This window comes from Actinophytocola sp. (genome assembly GCF_035712165.1).
GTDB lineage: Bacteria > Actinomycetota > Actinomycetes > Mycobacteriales > Pseudonocardiaceae > DASYTH01.
Genome location: NZ_DASTBH010000560.1, coordinates 1 through 13,260, shown reverse-complemented (window position 1 = coordinate 13,260; position 13,260 = coordinate 1). Strand labels below are relative to the sequence as shown.

At 71.1% G+C, this 13,260-nt stretch carries 17 protein-coding genes; 9 read left to right on the top strand and 8 right to left on the bottom strand.

From position 1 onward, the window contains the following. Both VFO68_RS31980 and VFO68_RS31975 read right to left on the bottom strand, forming a co-directional pair. Positions 1 to 170, bottom strand: a 170-nt coding sequence (locus tag VFO68_RS31980; protein ID WP_325162154.1) for a response regulator transcription factor, incomplete at its 3' end; no start/stop codon positions are given. Beyond that, on the bottom strand, positions 167 to 1,297 hold the full coding sequence (locus VFO68_RS31975; RefSeq protein ID WP_325162153.1) for a sensor histidine kinase: 1,131 nt from the start codon (positions 1,295 to 1,297) through the stop codon (positions 167 to 169). The genes VFO68_RS31980 and VFO68_RS31975, both read right to left, overlap by 4 nt. 134 nt (positions 1,298 to 1,431) lie before the next feature. Here VFO68_RS31975 and VFO68_RS31970 point away from each other — a divergent pair, with 134 nt between their 5' ends. The 5 genes from VFO68_RS31970 to VFO68_RS31950 all read left to right on the top strand — a co-directional run bounded on the left by VFO68_RS31970 (position 1,432) and on the right by VFO68_RS31950 (position 4,297). After that, the gene (locus tag VFO68_RS31970; protein WP_325162152.1) at positions 1,432 to 2,016 is read left to right on the top strand and encodes a hypothetical protein; all 585 of its coding nucleotides are present in this window, start codon (positions 1,432 to 1,434) and stop codon (positions 2,014 to 2,016) included. 248 nt (positions 2,017 to 2,264) lie between these two features. Beyond that, positions 2,265 to 2,711: an RpiB/LacA/LacB family sugar-phosphate isomerase gene (locus VFO68_RS31965; RefSeq protein WP_325162151.1), complete on the top strand. Its 447-nt coding sequence runs from the start codon at positions 2,265 to 2,267 to the stop codon at positions 2,709 to 2,711. Beyond that, complete coding sequence (locus tag VFO68_RS31960) at positions 2,708 to 3,073, top strand: hypothetical protein (RefSeq protein WP_325162150.1); 366 nt, start codon at positions 2,708 to 2,710, stop codon at positions 3,071 to 3,073. Before VFO68_RS31965 ends, VFO68_RS31960 begins: the two co-directional genes overlap by 4 nt. After that, entirely contained in the window at positions 3,066 to 3,476 is a 411-nt protein-coding gene (locus tag VFO68_RS31955; protein WP_325162149.1) for a hypothetical protein, read from the top strand. Before VFO68_RS31960 ends, VFO68_RS31955 begins: the two co-directional genes overlap by 8 nt. Continuing rightward, complete coding sequence (locus VFO68_RS31950) at positions 3,473 to 4,297, top strand: helix-turn-helix domain-containing protein (RefSeq protein ID WP_325162148.1); 825 nt, start codon at positions 3,473 to 3,475, stop codon at positions 4,295 to 4,297. Before VFO68_RS31955 ends, VFO68_RS31950 begins: the two co-directional genes overlap by 4 nt. A gap of 106 nt (positions 4,298 to 4,403) precedes the next feature. On the opposite strand, the gene VFO68_RS31945 is transcribed toward VFO68_RS31950, so the two are convergent. Beyond that, positions 4,404 to 5,231 carry a metallophosphoesterase gene (locus VFO68_RS31945; protein WP_325162147.1) on the bottom strand — a complete coding sequence of 276 codons (828 nt, stop codon included), beginning with the start codon at positions 5,229 to 5,231 and terminating at the stop codon, positions 4,404 to 4,406. 141 nt (positions 5,232 to 5,372) lie between these two features. Here VFO68_RS31945 and VFO68_RS31940 point away from each other — a divergent pair, with 141 nt between their 5' ends. Next, complete coding sequence (locus tag VFO68_RS31940; protein ID WP_325162146.1) at positions 5,373 to 6,014, top strand: response regulator transcription factor; 642 nt, start codon at positions 5,373 to 5,375, stop codon at positions 6,012 to 6,014. Positions 6,015 to 6,021: 7 nt separating this feature from the next. Here VFO68_RS31940 and VFO68_RS31935 read toward each other — a convergent pair whose 3' ends face one another. Next, on the bottom strand, positions 6,022 to 7,059 hold the full coding sequence (locus VFO68_RS31935) for a LacI family DNA-binding transcriptional regulator (RefSeq protein WP_325162145.1): 1,038 nt from the start codon (positions 7,057 to 7,059) through the stop codon (positions 6,022 to 6,024). Positions 7,060 to 7,160: 101 nt separating this feature from the next. Here VFO68_RS31935 and VFO68_RS31930 point away from each other — a divergent pair, with 101 nt between their 5' ends. Then, the gene (locus tag VFO68_RS31930) at positions 7,161 to 7,880 is read left to right on the top strand and encodes a cupin domain-containing protein (RefSeq protein WP_325162144.1); all 720 of its coding nucleotides are present in this window, start codon (positions 7,161 to 7,163) and stop codon (positions 7,878 to 7,880) included. Here VFO68_RS31930 and VFO68_RS31925 read toward each other — a convergent pair. Genes VFO68_RS31925 through VFO68_RS31915 form a run of 3 tightly spaced genes read right to left on the bottom strand, consistent with a single transcriptional unit; the run spans position 7,862 to position 9,194 of the window. Further along, entirely contained in the window at positions 7,862 to 8,251 is a 390-nt protein-coding gene (locus tag VFO68_RS31925; RefSeq protein WP_325162143.1) for a hypothetical protein, read from the bottom strand. The genes VFO68_RS31930 and VFO68_RS31925 overlap by 19 nt on opposite strands. Further along, the gene (locus VFO68_RS31920) at positions 8,248 to 8,517 is read right to left on the bottom strand and encodes a hypothetical protein (protein WP_325162142.1); all 270 of its coding nucleotides are present in this window, start codon (positions 8,515 to 8,517) and stop codon (positions 8,248 to 8,250) included. Before VFO68_RS31920 ends, VFO68_RS31925 begins: the two co-directional genes overlap by 4 nt. Positions 8,518 to 8,546: 29 nt before the next feature. Then, entirely contained in the window at positions 8,547 to 9,194 is a 648-nt protein-coding gene (locus tag VFO68_RS31915; protein ID WP_325162141.1) for a hypothetical protein, read from the bottom strand. Positions 9,195 to 9,294: 100 nt separating this feature from the next. On the opposite strand from VFO68_RS31915, the gene VFO68_RS31910 reads away from it, so the two are divergent. Continuing rightward, positions 9,295 to 10,752, top strand: a complete 1,458-nt coding sequence (locus VFO68_RS31910; protein WP_325162140.1) for a peptide MFS transporter — start codon at positions 9,295 to 9,297, stop codon at positions 10,750 to 10,752. A gap of 215 nt (positions 10,753 to 10,967) precedes the next feature. After that, a complete protein-coding gene (locus tag VFO68_RS31905; RefSeq protein ID WP_325162139.1) occupies positions 10,968 to 12,311 on the top strand; it encodes an endo-1,4-beta-xylanase in 1,344 nt (447 codons plus the stop codon). 34 nt (positions 12,312 to 12,345) lie between these two features. Here VFO68_RS31905 and VFO68_RS31900 read toward each other — a convergent pair. After that, the coding region (locus tag VFO68_RS31900) for an N-acetylglucosamine kinase (protein WP_325162138.1) at positions 12,346 to 13,260 on the bottom strand (915 nt) is incomplete at its 5' end.

Genomic DNA, 13,260 nt, shown 5'->3' with positions numbered 1-13,260 from the left:
ATCCGCACGTCCATCAGCACCACGTCCGGCTCCACCTCGCGGGCCACCTTGAGTGCCTCCCGGCCGTCGCAGGCGACCCCGACGACCGTGAGCCCGGGCTGAATGTCCAGCAGGGACGCGATTCCCTCGCGGATCAACCGCTGGTCGTCGGCGACGAGCACGCGGATCATGCCCGGCTCCCGGCCGGAACCGAGGCCACCAGCCGGGTTCCCTCGGCCGGCGCGCTCGACACCGACAGGCTGCCGCCCACCGAGCGCAGCCGCTCGTCCATCCCGCGCAGGCCGAAACCCGTTGGCGCGCCGGAGAAACCCCGGCCATCGTCGGCGACGACCAGGTTGGCCGTCCGGTCATCCATACGCAACCGAATGGTCACTCGGGACGCGCCGGCGTGCCGGCTGGCGTTGGTGAGCCCCTCCTGCGCGGCCCGGTAGAGCGCGATCAGGGCCGCGCCGTCGAACCGGCTCTCGTCGCCGGTCACGTCCAGGTCCACGGTGAACCCCTCGTCGTCCAGGCGGGCGACCAACTGCCGCAGCGCCGCGCCGAGGGCGAACCCGCCGTCGCCGTCGCGCAGCGCGCCGACCGACCGGCGCACCTCCTCCAGCGCGTGCCGGGTGGACGCCCGGGCGTCGGCGAGCGCCTGCCCGGCGGCCGCCGGGTCCCGGTCCCGGAACGCCGCCGCCTTCTCCAACTGCACGGCGATCACGGTCAGATGATGGCCGAGGCTGTCGTGCATGTCCCGGGCCAGCCGCGCGCGTTCGTTCGCCGTGGCCAGCCGGGCCACCTGTCCCACCAGTCGCTCGGCGTGCGTGGCCACCGCCGCCATCGACACCGCCAGCACCAGTCCGGTGCCGAACATCAACAGGTCGGAAAGCTGCTCGGGATCGGTGTACCAGGCCGGGGTGGTGATCGACAGCACCGTGACCAGACCACCGGCCAACAGCACCGCGAGCGCGTGGCTGACCCGGCGCCCGAGCGAGAAGTAGGCCAGGAACGGGATGAGCACGAACAGGATCCGGGAGAACCCGGAGCACTCCAGCGCCGCGACCACCCCGAACAGCACCAGCCGCAGGGCCAGGAACGCGACCGCGCGACGCCGCGAACCGGGCCGGTCGACGCGCTCCAGGGCGATCAGAAACCCGAGCACCGCAACGAACCCGGCCACCCGCACCGGTTGGGCGGGCTCCGGGCACAGGCCGGCGGCGGCGAAGTACCCACCGGCGGCGAGCACCGCGAGATAGAGGAGTGACGCCACCCAGGGCAGCAGCCGTGGGGCGGCGGTGGTTCCATCCGGGTCCATGGGCGCCTCCACCCGCGCACCATACGTTGGCCGGACGGCACATGACCTCCGGCCAACCGCTCGGCACTTACCGCTACCCGGCCGGTTTTCCTAGCGTCGGCGGCAGGACGACCCGACCGAGCCAAGGAGTGCCCGTGCCACCGACCACGCTGTACCGACTCGCCGGCTGGGCCGGTGTCCTCACCGGCGTGCTGCTGCTGCTCAACGACGCCCGCCGGATCGGCATCGTCGCAGCGAACGACCTCACGCACAGCATCGCGCCGATCCCGGCGCTGCTCGCCCCGTTCGTCCTCACCGCCCTGTACCTCTGGCAGCGGGAGCGCACCGGGGTGACCGGGCTGCTGGGTTACCTGCTCAACACGGCCGGGCTGGTCGGCGCGTTCGCCATCGAGTTCGCCTCGCACTACGTGTTTCGGTTCCTGGACAGGGAAACCGTCGAGTCGCTGCTGGACGGCCGAACCGGCACCGGGCTGCTGGTCGTTTCGGTGATCTATCTGACCGGGATCATCCTGTTCGGACTTGCCACCTGGCGGGCCGGCCGGTTCGCCAGGTGGCTCCCGGCGGCCTACGTGATCGGCTTCGTGCCCACGGCGCTGCGCACGGTGCTGCCGGACGCCGTCGTCTCCGCCGGGTTCGTGCTCGGCTCGGTCGCGGTGATCGGGCTGTCCTGGCAACTCGCCGCGGCCAACCAGGCTGACCGGGGACTGGTCCGCGCATAGGTGCTGGGACTGTGTTCATCAGGCGCGCGCGATCGGATCTGCGGGGCAGGCCCGGGGGCAGTCCGCGCGAGGGCATCCTGGCAGATGGAGGGCCTGCCGCCACAGATCCGAGCCTTCGGCGGGGGCGCGCGCACATAAAGGGGTTCCGTGCTCAACCGGCCTGGGGGTCACCGGGAGCACGGAACCACTTGCAACCTTACACCCGCCCCAGCATCGTCAGCGAGGGGTCACCCTTTAGCCTCCAGACCATGAGAATCTCGGTGGCCGCGGACGAGCGGACCGGTGTCGCCGACGCCATCGTGGACGAGTTGCGGATGCGCGGTCACGAGCCGCTGCTGCACGGCGCGCTGAACGACGACGAGCGCGACGACTGGGCGTGGGCCAGCGAGGCGGCCGCGCGCGACGTGGCCGAGGGCCGCGCGGAGGCGGGGGTGGTCGCCTGCTGGACCGGGACCGGCGCGTCGATCGCCGCCAACAAGGTGCCGGGCGTGCGCGCCGCACTGTGTGTCGACGCCGAAACCGCGCGTGGCGCCCGGCGCTGGAACGACGCGAACGTCCTGGCGCTGTCCCTGCGCGGCACCAGCCACGCCGTGCTGACCGAGATCCTGGACGGCTGGTTCGCCGGCGAGCCGAGCACCGAGGCCGCGGACGTGGCCAACATCGCGCACCTCGACGAGATCAGCGCCGGTTCGTGATCGACACCCTGGCCACCGGGCTGATCATCGCCGCCCTGGCCTGCGCGGCCTGGGCGCTCGGTCTTGTGCTGGCCAACCGGCCGGCCGGCACGTTCACCCTGGTTCTGTTGGCGCTGCTCGAGCTTGGCCTGCTGGTGCAGGCGGTGATCGGGATCGTGCGCCTGGCAGGCACCGACCGGGACGTGTCCGGTGTGTCGTTCGTCGGCTACCTGATCGGCTCGCTGCTGATCCTGCCGGCCGCCACGTTCTGGGCGCTGGCCGAGCGGACCCGGTGGGGCACAACGGTTCTCCTCGTCGGATGTCTGGTGGTGCCGGTGATGATCGTGCGGATGAACCAGATCTGGGGCGGTACCGGTGGCTGAGCCGAGCACCCGCACCGGTCCCGGGCGGCTGCTGATCGCGGTGTACGCGGTGTTCGCGCTGGCGGCGACCGCCCGATCGGCGGTCCAACTCGCCACCCGGTTCGACCGGGCGCCGGTGGCCTACCTGTTGTCCGCCCTCGCCGCCGTGGTCTACATCGTGGCCACCATCGGGCTGGCCCGGGGCAGCCGCACGTCCCGCCGGGTGGCCACGGTCTCCTGCTCGGTCGAGTTGGTCGGCGTGCTCGCCGTGGGCGCGGTCAGCCTGCTGGTCCCGCACGTGTTTCCGGACGCCACCGTATGGTCGGGGTTCGGCGCCGGCTACGGCTTCGTTCCGCTGGTGCTGCCCGTGTTGGGCCTGCTGTGGATCCGCCACACCGCGCGTGGTCCATCCTTGGTGACATGACCGGCGACCAGACCACCAGTGAGTACGGCCTGCTCGGCGTGCCGGACTTCGACTTCCGGCTGGACCGGGTGCCGGCCGCGGCGGATCTCGCCGGGCTGGTCGAACGGCACTGGCTGGTGAGCTGGACGGTTCCGCCGGGCCGGCAGGAGCCGGTCACGCTGCTGCCGCATCCGTGCGTCAACCTGTGGTTCATCCGGGACCAGGTGATGATCAGCGGACCGGGCCGGGAGCGGTTCAGCTATGCGTGTGCCGGCCGCGGCCGGGTGTTCGGCGTCAAGTTCCGGCCCGGGGCGTTCCGGCCGTTCCTGGGCGCGCCGGTGGCCGAACTGACCGACCGGGTGCGTCCGCTGTCGACACTGTGGGGCGAGTCCGACGCCGCCGCGCTGGCCGACGACCTGACCCGGGCGCGGGACCTGCCGGACCTGGTCGCCGCCGCCGAACGACACCTGCGGGCGCACTGGCCCGAGCCGGACCCGGAGGTCGCCACGGTCGGCCGGATCGTCAACGCGCTGCTGCACGACCGAACCGTGACCCGGGTCAGCGACGTGTCGAACCGGTTCGACATCGCGCCCCGCACGTTGCAGCGGCTCTTCGAGCGCTACGTGGGGGTCAGCCCGAAGTGGGTGCTGCGGCGCTACCGGGTGCACGAGGCCGCGGCGCGGCTGGCCGAGGGGAGTTCCGAGGGCTGGGCCGAGGTGGCGGTACAGCTCGGCTACTTCGACCAGTCGCACTTCATCCGGGACTTCACCCGGGCGGTCGGCATGACGCCCGCCGCCTACGCCGAAGCCTGCCGGCGCAACGTCGCGCCACTCAGCGCTTAACAGTAGAGCGCGCGATCGGACCTGTGCCGGCAGGCCGCTGTGTCTTTGGTCGGGCTGGTGGTCGACAGGCCTGCCACCACAGCTCCGAGCCTTCGGCCGGGCGCGCTCAGGGCGTAGGCAGGATCACCCTCGGCACGCGCGGCGGGTTCTGCCGGGGCTGCCACTCGCGCGGGTAGCCCAGTGACACCTCCTCGAACGGCACCCCGTCGTAGACCGTGCTGCGCGGGATGTGCAGATGCCCGTACACCGCGACGGCGGTGTTGAACCGGGTGTGCCAGTCGGCGGTGCGCTCGGTTCCGCACCACAGCGCGAAGTCCGGATAGCGCAGCACCCGGGTCGGCTCGCGCACCAGCGGCCAGTGGTTGATCAGCACCAGCGGCACGGCCGGGTCGCACTCGGCCAGCCGGCGCTCGGTGAGCTCCACCCGCGCCGCGCACCAGTCCTCCCGGCTGGGATACGGGTCGGGGTGGAGGAAGTACTCGTCGGTGCAGACCACGCCGGCGTCGATGGCCCGCTCCATCGCCTCGGCCTTGGTGTGCACGCCGTCGACCCGGAACGTGTAGTCGTAGAGCAGAAACAGTGGCGCGACGGTCGCCGGGCCGCCGGGCCCGTCCCACACCGGGTAGGGATCCTCGGGCGTCACCACACCCAGGCTCCGGCACATCTCCACCAGATACTCGTAGCGTCGCACACCCCGAGCAGTGACCTCATCGTCCTTGGTGGTCCACAGTTCGTGATTGCCCGGTGACCAGACGACCTTGGCGAACCGGCTGGCGAGCTGGCGCAGCGTCCACTCGATGTGCGTGGAACGTTCACCGACGTCTCCGGCGACGATCAGCCAGTCGCCGTCCGCCTCCGGGGCCAGACGCTTTACTATGTCGCGGTTCTCCCGATACCCGACGTGCAGGTCACTGGTCGCTAACAAGCGGGTCACGCCTTGACCCTACCGACGACCGGTACGTACGTAGATCCGTGGCAGAAGTACGTACCGCCACGGATGTGTATCCGGCGGGCGATCAGCGACTCTAGTACTGACAGGTTCTCGACCGATTTTTCGACCGAGGAGACGGTAGGCATGACGGCGGCTGTTCTGACTCCAGTGCTCACCGTCGCGCTCGTCGACGATCATCCCGTGGTGCGGGGCGGGCTCGCCGCCCTACTGTCCGGAGTGGACGGGATACGGATCGTGGCCGCCACCTGCCGGCAGTCCATGGGGGAGGCGCTGCTCGCGGCGCCGGACGTGTTGATCGTGGACGGTGTCGAGTCGCTGCGCGAGGTTCGCCGGTGCGCGCCGGACGCGGCTGTGTTGGTATTCACCAGTTCTGAGGACGCCGAGTCGGTTTTCCACGCGATGCGGGCCGGCGCCCGGGGTTACATCCTCAAGGGAGCCGAGCAGGACGACATCGTGCGCGCGATCCGCGGGGTGGCCGCCGGCGAGATGATTCTCGGCGCGCAGGTCGCGAGCCGGCTGACCGACCTGATGATCCGCCAGGCCCAGCCGAGCCATCCGTTCCCCAACCTGTCCGCGCGGGAACGCGAGATCCTCGACCTGATCGCCGCCGGCATGGACAACCCGACCATCGCCCGCCGCCTCGACCTCGCCCCCAAGACCGTGCGCAACAACCTGTGCACCATCTTCGGCAAGATCGGCGCCACCGACCGGGCCGCCGCCATCACCCGCGCCCGCGACGCCGGCCTCGGCCGCTCCGCCGCCTGAAGCAACGTCACGCTTTCCCGGCAGGCTTTCCCTGAGGTGGGGGAGCGGTGCTGTCCCGGCGAACCAGCGACGCCGGCAGGAGCTCGACGCGCGGGTTGGGGTCGGGCGGGCCGAGCGCGAGGGCCATGGCGCGCATACCGAGCTCCGGCATGCCCAGGTGAATGGTGGACAGCGCCGGCTGAACATCCTGGGCGACCGGCATGTCGTCGAAGCCGAGCACCGACATCTGCGCCGGCACCGCGATCTTCCGCGCGCGCAGGGTGGCCAGCACCCCGATCGCCATCGCGTCGTTCAGCGCGGCGATCGCGGTGATGCCCGGGGCGGCGTCGAGCAGCTCGGCGGCGGCCGCGGCACCGCTGTCCCGGTCGAAGTCGGCGTAGACCACCCGGCGCGGTGAGATCGTCTGGCCGGACTCCTTGGCCGCGCGGCGCAGGCCGGCCAACCGGTCGGTGGTCGTGGTCAGCACCTTCGGCCCGGCGACCACACCGATCCGGCGGTGCCCCAACCGGAACAGCTCGGCGCCGGCCAGGTAGCCGCCCTCCTCGTTGGCCGGCAGCACCGAGTCCCCGGCGAGCCGGTGCCGGCCGATCGCGGCCACCCGGCCGCCGGTCTGCTCGAAGGCGCGCAGCTTGGCGGCCAAGAGCCGGCTGAACCGGGGGTCGTGGTAGCCCGACCCGGTCAGCACGATCGCGGCGACCTGCTGCGCCCGCAACAGGTCCACGTAGGCCAGCTCGCGGTCCGGGTCCCGGTAGGTGTTGCAGATGATGCACAGCCGGCCGTGCTCGGTCGCGACCCGCTGCAGCCCGCGGGTGATCTCGGCGAAGTACGGGTCGGACACGTCGTGCACGATCACGCCGACCGCGATCCGGTCGGCCCGGGCCAGGAGTTGGGCGTGCGCGTTGGGCACGTAGTGCAGCTCCTCGACCGCCCGGCGCACCCGGTCGCGCAGCTCGTCGGTGACCGGTTTGGCACTGCCGCTGATCACCCGGGACGCGGTCGCCGCGGACACGCCTGCCCGGCGCGCCACATCGGCCAGCGTGGCCATGGGGCTCCTCCTCCTGGGTTGACCCCCGAACCTGGTCGGCGTCAGACTAGTTGAAGAAAGCCCTTTCCCAGCGACAAGGGACTCCCTTGACCGAGCCTGCAATGCTACCGGGTGGCGTCGGGATCTCCCGGTTGTGCGTCTACGACACGACCGCACCGGACGGGTTGCCCGGCGGCAGCCCGCACATCCACCTCGCCTGCACCGAGGCCTACGTGGTGACCGGGGGCCGCGGCGCGGTGCAGACGCTGTCCAGCGCCGGGTTCGCCGAACACGAACTGTCCGCCGGCACCGTACTGTGGTTCACCCCGGGCACCGTGCACCGGTTGGTCAACCGCGACGGCCTGAACCTCGTGGTGATCATGGCGAACACCGGGCTGCCGGAGGCCGGCGACGCGGTGCTCACCTTCCCGCGGCAGGTGCTCGCCGACCCGGACGCCTACGCGCGGGCCACCGCGCTGCCCGACGGCGGCGCGCCGGGCACCGACCCGTTGGCCGCCTACCGCCGCCGCGACCTCGCGATCACCGGTTTCGGCGAGCTGATCGCCCTGGTCGAGCGGGACGGGCCCGCCGCGCTGGCCGACTTCCACCGCGCGGCGCTCGCCCTGAAACGGTCCCAACTGGCCGCCTGGCGCACCCGCTGGCAGGACGGCGCCCTGGCCGCCGCACAGCGGACCGGCGCCCAACTCGACGCCCTCGCGGCCGGCGACCCCGCGCACCTGGCCGACGCCGCGGTGCACGCCATGCCGGGCCCGACCGAGACGGGCCGGCTGGGCATGTGCGGGCTGCTGGACACCTACCGGCCTCAGTCGCCGATGGAGTAGACGGCCAGGTCGTGGCCGGCGTACAGGCGTGGCAACACCGTGGCCACGATCAACCCCTTGGGCCAGGCGGCACTCGGCCGGGCCAGGCTGATCACGTGGGCGACGTCCAGGGCCGCGGTGGGCGCGAACTCGCGCAGTTGGAGCACCTGGTCGTAGGTCAGCTCCAGGGTCTCCACGGCGGGAATCCGGCCGATGTGCGCGGCGATGCCGGAGCGGATCCGGTCCGCGGCGTCGATGCAGGTGACCGGGGCGTAGAGCGGCAGCCCGAGCCGGGGCGCGGCGGTGATCAGCGTGGACATCCGCCGGCTGGTGCCCAGCGCGGCCAGGGCGGTGGTGTCGAGCAGGTAGCCGCGCGCGCCGGCTGGGCTCACGCGCTGGTGCGCCGCGGGTCGCGGCCGGCTTCGATGGCGGCATGCCGGGTCTCGAACTCGGCCAGCTCGGCCCGGGTCGCGGTGAAGCCGAAGGCCTCCCGCAGGTACTTCTCGGTCTGGGCGGCGATGGTGTCCCACTCGACGGCGACCGGTCCGGTGCCGGTCAGCCGGGCGAGATAGTCGCCGACGGGCAGGCCGCTGTCCGCGGCCAGTTCAGCCAGCCGGGCATCGGTCCGCTCGTCGACTTTGATCACTTTCCGGCCCACGGTGCGACCGTACACCCGACTGCGCCTGCTCAGGTGGTGCTGGCGACGGCCTTGGCGCCGGCCGGGGTGAGCGCGGACGCGCCGGCCAGGCCGTGGCCCGTGGCGTCACCGGGAACGGAGTCGCCGACGAACCGGTACAGCGGCCGGCCGCCGAGGGTCAGCTGGATCGTGCCGTCCGGCCGCCGGATCTGACCGACCAGCTTGGGATCGACTCCGGCCACGTCGACGGTGCCGTCCGCGGGCAGCGTCACCGGCGGGAACACCTTGGCGCAGTCGCCGAGACAGCTGGATTTCGTGGCCTTGGCCGGATCGGAGTCCAGACGGTACAACGTCATTCCGGCGTCGTCGGTGACGATCTTGCCGAGCTTGGGGTTCGTCGCGACCGCCAGCCGCTCGGTGCCGCTGTCCGAAGTGGACGGGCCGGCGGCGGTGGGCGGCGCCGCGGCGGTGGACGACGCGGGCGGTGCCGCCGCCGGCTTCGGCGGCACGGCAGCCGGGGCGGCCGGGGTCCCGGCCGGCGCCGCCGGTGCGGCACTGCTGGCCGGCGGCGCAGACGGCAGGGCCGAGGTGACCGCGACCCGCGCACTGGATGTGGGCTCCCCGGTGGCACACGCGGTGAGCCCGCCGACCGCGAGCGCGGTGATGATGGCAGCGCGTACGAACAAACGGTGGTGCATTGGTCCCCTCCTCGCCTTACGTGCCATTCACACGTAAGCCGGGGCGGATCGGTTCAAAGATATTTGTTTCGATCCGGGCCGGACCGGGAACGGCCCTCGGGTGACCGTTGCGACCAGGGCCGAGCCGGGCAGGACGTTCTTCGGGCATCCGTGGGGGCTCGCGAACCTCTTCGGCGTGGAGATGTGGGAGCGGTTCTCCTTCTACGGAATGCAGGGAATCCTCACCATCTATCTCTACTACTCCGCCACGGAGGGCGGTCTCGGCCTGTCGGAGGCCACCGCGACGAGCATCGTCGGCGCCTACGGCGGCCTGGTCTACCTGTCCACGATCGTCGGCGCCTGGGTCGCCGACCGGCTGCTCGGCTCGGAACGGGTCCTGTTCTGCAGCGCCATTGTGATCATGTTCGGCCACATTTCGCTGGCTCTGCTGCCCGGTTTTCTCGGGGTCGGCGTCGGTTTGGCGGCGGTCGCGCTGGGCAGCGGCGGGTTGAAGGCGAACGCCACGGCGATCGTCGGCACGCTCTATGCCGAGGACGACGAACGTCGCGACGCCGGCTTTTCGCTGTTCTATCTCGGCGTGAACCTCGGTGCGTTCTTCGGGCCGTTGTGCACCGGGCTCGCTCAGCAGAAGTTGGGGTTCCACTACGGGTTCGGGCTCGCCGCGATCGGCATGGCGGCCGGGCTGATCCAGTACTCCCTGGGCCGCAAGAACCTTCCCGAGACGGCGAACCAGGTGCCCAACCCGTTGCCGGCGGCCCGGCGGCCGCTGGTCATCGGCATCGCCGTCGCGGTCCTCGCGGTGATCGCGATTCTGGTGCTGCTGCGGGTGGTCACCCCGGCCAACCTGGCCAACGTGGTGGTCGTGGTGACCGCGGTCGCGGCGGTGGCCTACTTCGCGGTGATTCTGTCCAGCCGCCGGATCACCTCGGTGGAGCGCCGCCGGGTGTGGAGCTTCGTGCCGATGTTCCTGGCCAGCTTCGTGTTCTTCTCCCTGTTCCAGCAGCAGTTCACCGTCGTGACGATCTACGCCGACCAGCGCCTGGACCGGACCGTGCTCGGCTGGGAGATGCCGGTCTCGTGGGTGAACTCGATCAACCCGGTGTTCGTGATCCTGCTGGCCGGCGTGTTCGCCGCGCTCTGGGTGCGGCTCGGCCCGCGCCAGCCGTCCACGCCGATCAAGTTCGCGCTCGGCACCGTGGTGATGGGCCTGGCATTCCTGGCGTTCCTGCCCTGGGCCGGCGGCGAGGGCAACACCACCCCGTTGCTCGCGCTGGTCTTCATCCTGTTGCTGTTCACCATCGCCGAGTTGCTGCTGTCGCCGGTCGGGCTGTCGCTGTCCACCAAGCTCGCGCCCGCGGCGTTCCGCACCCAGATGGTGGCGTTGAACTTCCTGTCGGTCGCGCTGGGCACGGCGATGGCCGGGTCGCTGGCGAAGTACTACAGCCCGGACAACGAGGGCGCTTACTTCCTCGTCGTAGGCGGCGTCGCGGTGCTGTTCGGCATCGTGCTGGCGCTGGTGAGCCCGGTGATCCGCCGGCTGATGAGCGGTGTGCACTAGATTCCGGAACTATCTCCGAAATGTTGCGGACTCTGCCCGATCGTTGATCGTCTTCTGTTGGCGTGTGTCCTGATAGCGCCCCCTGAGTACACCGAAAGCCTTTCGGAAATTCATCGTTGACGTATCGGAATATTGCTGGGCATACTCCAAACGGAATGTTTCCGGCTGGTTACCAGCCGTAGTTCAACGTCGCGATCGTCCAAGGAAGGGCAGCGATGACCAGGAACGCACTCGTGGTCGGCGTGGTCGGCGCCTTCGTGGCGTCGGGCCTCGTCGCCCTGTCCACCCCCGCCAGCGCCGGGACCACGCTCGGAGCCAGCGCCGCCGAACAGGGCCGGTACTTCGGCACCGCGGTCGCGGCGAACCGGCTCGGCGAAGCCGGCTACGTGAACACGTTGAACGCCGAGTTCAACAGCGTCACACCCGAGAACGAGATGAAGTGGGACCAGGTCGAGGCGTCCCAGGGCTCGTTCAACTTCGCCAACGCCGACCGGATCACCAGCCACGCGCAGAGCCGAGGCATGCGCATCCGCGGCCACACGCTGGTGTGGCACTCCCAGTTGCCGGGGTGGGTCTCCGGGTTGGGCGCCGCGCAGCTGCGTTCGGCGATGAACAACCACATCACCACCGTGATGCGGCACTGGCAGGGCCGGATCCACTCCTGGGACGTGGTCAACGAGGCTTTCCAGGACGGTGGCAGCGGAGCCCGGCGCTCCTCGCCGTTCCAGAACCAGCTGGGCAACGGCTTCATCGAGGAGGCGTTCCGCACCGCCCGCGCGGCCGACCCGACCGCCAAGCTCTGCTACAACGACTACAACACCGACGGCCAGAACGCGAAGAGCAACGCGGTGTTCGCGATGGTGCAGGACTTCCGCAACCGCGGCGTGCCGATCGACTGTGTCGGGTTCCAGTCGCACTTCAACGCCGCGTCCCCGGTTCCGGGTGACTACCGGCAGAACCTGCAGCGCTTCGCCAACCTCGGCGTGGACGTGCAGATCACCGAACTGGACATCGAGGGCTCGGGAACCAGCCAGGCCAACAACTACCGGACCGTGGTGGAGGCCTGCCTGGCCGTCTCGCGCTGCACCGGCATCACGGTGTGGGGCGTGACCGACAAGTACTCCTGGCGGGCGAGCGGCACGCCGCTGCTGTTCGACGGCAACTACGCCAAGAAGGCCGCCTACACCTCGACGCTCAACGCGCTCAACGGCGGGGGCGGCGGTGGCGGCGGTGGGGGCGGCGGTGGCGGTGCTGGCACCTGCACCGTCTCCTACAGCGAGACCATGCGCTGGCCGGACCGGTTCAACGGCCAGGTGACCGTCCGCGCCGGCAGCACCGCGATCACCGGCTGGACCACGACCGTGACCGTGCGGTCGCCGCAGCGGGTCTCCGCAACCTGGAACGGATCCCCGACCTGGGACGCCAGCGGCAACGTGATGACCATGCGCCCCAACGGGAACGGGAACCTCGCCGCCGGGGCGTCGACATCGTTCGGGTTCACGGTGATGGCGAACGGGAACTTCTCGGCGCCGACCCTCGGAGCATGCACGGTCGGCTGAACCCATGGCACAGCAATGTCACATTGCGCTCCTGCTAGCGCAATGTGACATTGCTGTGCCGGAATGCCGCCGGTGACCCGTTTTCCTTGATCTCGCGGCGAAGACGTTGGTGGGCCTGGGATTCCGCGCCCACGGCGTCCAGGGCGAGCAGGGCGGCGCCGAGCACCGGCGGATCGGTGACCAGCTCGATCCCGGCGAGCGGGGCGCGTTCCGACAGGCGTTCGGTGATCACGCCGAACAGCATGGGGTCGCGGGAGCGCAGCACGCCGCCGCCGAGGACCACGGTCACCGGGGAGCCGAGCAGGTCGAGCCGGCGGATGGCGGTGGCGGCCATGACGGCGACCTCCTCGCCCTGCTGTGCCACCAGGTTCGCGGCGATGGCGTCCCCGGTGGCGGCCACGCGGAACAGCACCGGGGCCAGCTCGCCGATGCGGTCCCGGGCGATGTCCCCGAAGTGCACGGCCGCGCCGACCTCGGCGATGCCCGGCCGCCCGAAGTGGGTGGCGATCGCGGCCACCAGTGCGGTGTCCGGGCCGCGGCCGTCCTCGGCGCGGGCGGCGTGCCACAGCGCGAGACTGCCCAGGTGCTGGCCGCCGCCCCAGTCGCCGGTCAGCTCGCCCAGCGCCGGGAACCGGACCGTGCGGCCGTCAGCGGCCCGGCCGACACAGTTGGTGCCGGCCCCGCACACCACGGCGACCGCGTCCGCCGACTCGGTCCCGGCCCGCAGCAACGCGAACACGTCATTGTCCACTACGGACTTCTCGGCGAACCCCGCGCGCAGCACCGCCTCGGTCAGCGCGGTGAGCTCGGCCGGATAGTCGGCGCCGGCCAGGCACACCATGGCCAGCGCGGGGCGCTCGGCAACCCCGGCCTGTGTGACGGCGGCGCGCACGAGCGCGTCCAACCGGGAGATCGCGGTGGACATCCCCACGGTCTGATGGTTGAGATC

Coding starts and splice junctions, on each gene's coding strand:
- VFO68_RS31975 (WP_325162153.1), bottom strand. CDS start 1,297: ATGGACCCGGATGGAACCACCGCCGCCCCACGGCTGCTGCCCTGGGTG.
- VFO68_RS31965 (WP_325162151.1), top strand. CDS start 2,265: ATGAGAATCTCGGTGGCCGCGGACGAGCGGACCGGTGTCGCCGACGCC.
- VFO68_RS31950 (WP_325162148.1), top strand. CDS start 3,473: ATGACCGGCGACCAGACCACCAGTGAGTACGGCCTGCTCGGCGTGCCG.
- VFO68_RS31940 (WP_325162146.1), top strand. CDS start 5,373: ATGACGGCGGCTGTTCTGACTCCAGTGCTCACCGTCGCGCTCGTCGAC.
- VFO68_RS31935 (WP_325162145.1), bottom strand. CDS start 7,059: ATGGCCACGCTGGCCGATGTGGCGCGCCGGGCAGGCGTGTCCGCGGCG.
- VFO68_RS31930 (WP_325162144.1), top strand. CDS start 7,161: ATGCTACCGGGTGGCGTCGGGATCTCCCGGTTGTGCGTCTACGACACG.
- VFO68_RS31915 (WP_325162141.1), bottom strand. CDS start 9,194: ATGCACCACCGTTTGTTCGTACGCGCTGCCATCATCACCGCGCTCGCG.
- VFO68_RS31905 (WP_325162139.1), top strand. CDS start 10,968: ATGACCAGGAACGCACTCGTGGTCGGCGTGGTCGGCGCCTTCGTGGCG.